This window comes from Vibrio anguillarum, from assembly GCF_003390515.1.
Lineage (GTDB): Bacteria > Pseudomonadota > Gammaproteobacteria > Enterobacterales > Vibrionaceae > Vibrio > Vibrio anguillarum.
Map to the genome: position 1 here is coordinate 1 of NZ_CP031478.1, position 1178 is coordinate 1178.

Annotated in this window: 2 protein-coding genes; both read left to right on the forward strand. The window is 37.2% G+C overall.

All coding sequences use genetic code 11. The features are described 5' to 3' along the window. Positions 1 to 19: 19 nt before the first annotated feature. Positions 20 to 205, forward strand: a complete 186-nt coding sequence (locus DD616_RS00005; RefSeq protein WP_234826071.1) for a DUF3955 domain-containing protein — start codon at positions 20 to 22, stop codon at positions 203 to 205. A 425-nt stretch (positions 206 to 630) separates the two neighbouring features. Beyond that, the gene (locus DD616_RS00010; protein ID WP_013867762.1) at positions 631 to 1050 is read left to right on the forward strand and encodes a GNAT family N-acetyltransferase; all 420 of its coding nucleotides are present in this window, start codon (positions 631 to 633) and stop codon (positions 1048 to 1050) included. The last annotated feature ends 128 nt before the right edge of the window (positions 1051 to 1178 follow it).

A 1178-nucleotide genomic window follows, 5' to 3' on the forward strand; every position in this document is an offset into this window, starting at 1 on the left:
ATTTCTCCGTAAGTATAAAATTAGCGTTCTTTTCTGTATCAGCGGTATTTTGTGTTTAATTGCTTATAACATCATCGGTTCATACGTAGATGAGAATGGCTTCTTAGTTGAGCCATTTGGGTTCATTCCTTTATTTTGGCTTTTTCAGCTACTGGCGTTAGTGGCTTTGGTTGTTACCTTCGTTAAACATAGAAAGGTTCATTAAACGGGTTAGTTAAGCCACAAGCGCACTAAGAAGCTTCGAAAATGAAAGTCGCCCTATGTTGATTATAAATGGCGAGAAAGATAATTGGGTTCCTGCCAATTTCGCGAAGGACTTTTATGAAAAAATGAAGAGTAAATACGATAAAAATAATACTGAAATTGAGTTCAATTTAGCTGATGAATCGCATTATTTTTCCAACGACATGAGAGATCATACGATAAAATGGTTGAATAAAAATTTGTAGGCTAAAAGTAAATCTGTAGCAATAAACAGCTAACAAACAATTTAAGAGGGATTCCCAACGCTTGGCATTTTTGCTTCTACTTCAATTTTAATGGTTACGGTACAATGCGTTAGGTTGGGTGGTAGCGTTGCTCACCCCTTAATTGGGCGTTATAAGCAAATCCAGCCTCAGAGGATGAAAAATGGAAATTGAGTACAAGGTAAACTATCCAATCACGTCGAAACAGTTCGTGAATTTGCTAAAGAAAACATCACTTGGTGAACGTAGACCACTAGAAAATGAAGCAATCATCAAAGGTATGCTTGAAAACTCAAATCTAATTGTTACTGCATGGATAAACGATCAGCTTGTTGGCGTGGCGCGTTCTGTTACGGATTTTCATTATTGCTGTTACCTATCGGATCTAGCCGTTGATGAAAGCGTTCAATCGAGTGGTATTGGTAAATATCTAATATTGGTAACCAAAGAAGAATTGAATCCAAACTGTAAAGTTATTTTATTATCAGCACCTCAAGCGCAAGCTTACTATCCAAAAATCGGTTTTGAGCATCATGAAAGCGCATGGGTTTTATCAAGTGCCGAACAATTAAAGCTAATTTAAATCAAGGTGTTATTTTGCTTATAACAAACGGTTCAAGAGGGACTGCCAACGCGTGGCGGTTTTTGTTCAAATCAGCATTTGTGATTACGGTTGTTATTTTAGGTTCAGTGTTTTGCGTTGTCAGCCCC

Bases quoted from the DNA above. Each gene is read 5' to 3' on its own strand.
- DD616_RS00010 (WP_013867762.1), top strand. From the start codon at position 631: ATGGAAATTGAGTACAAGGTAAACTATCCAATCACGTCGAAACAGTTC.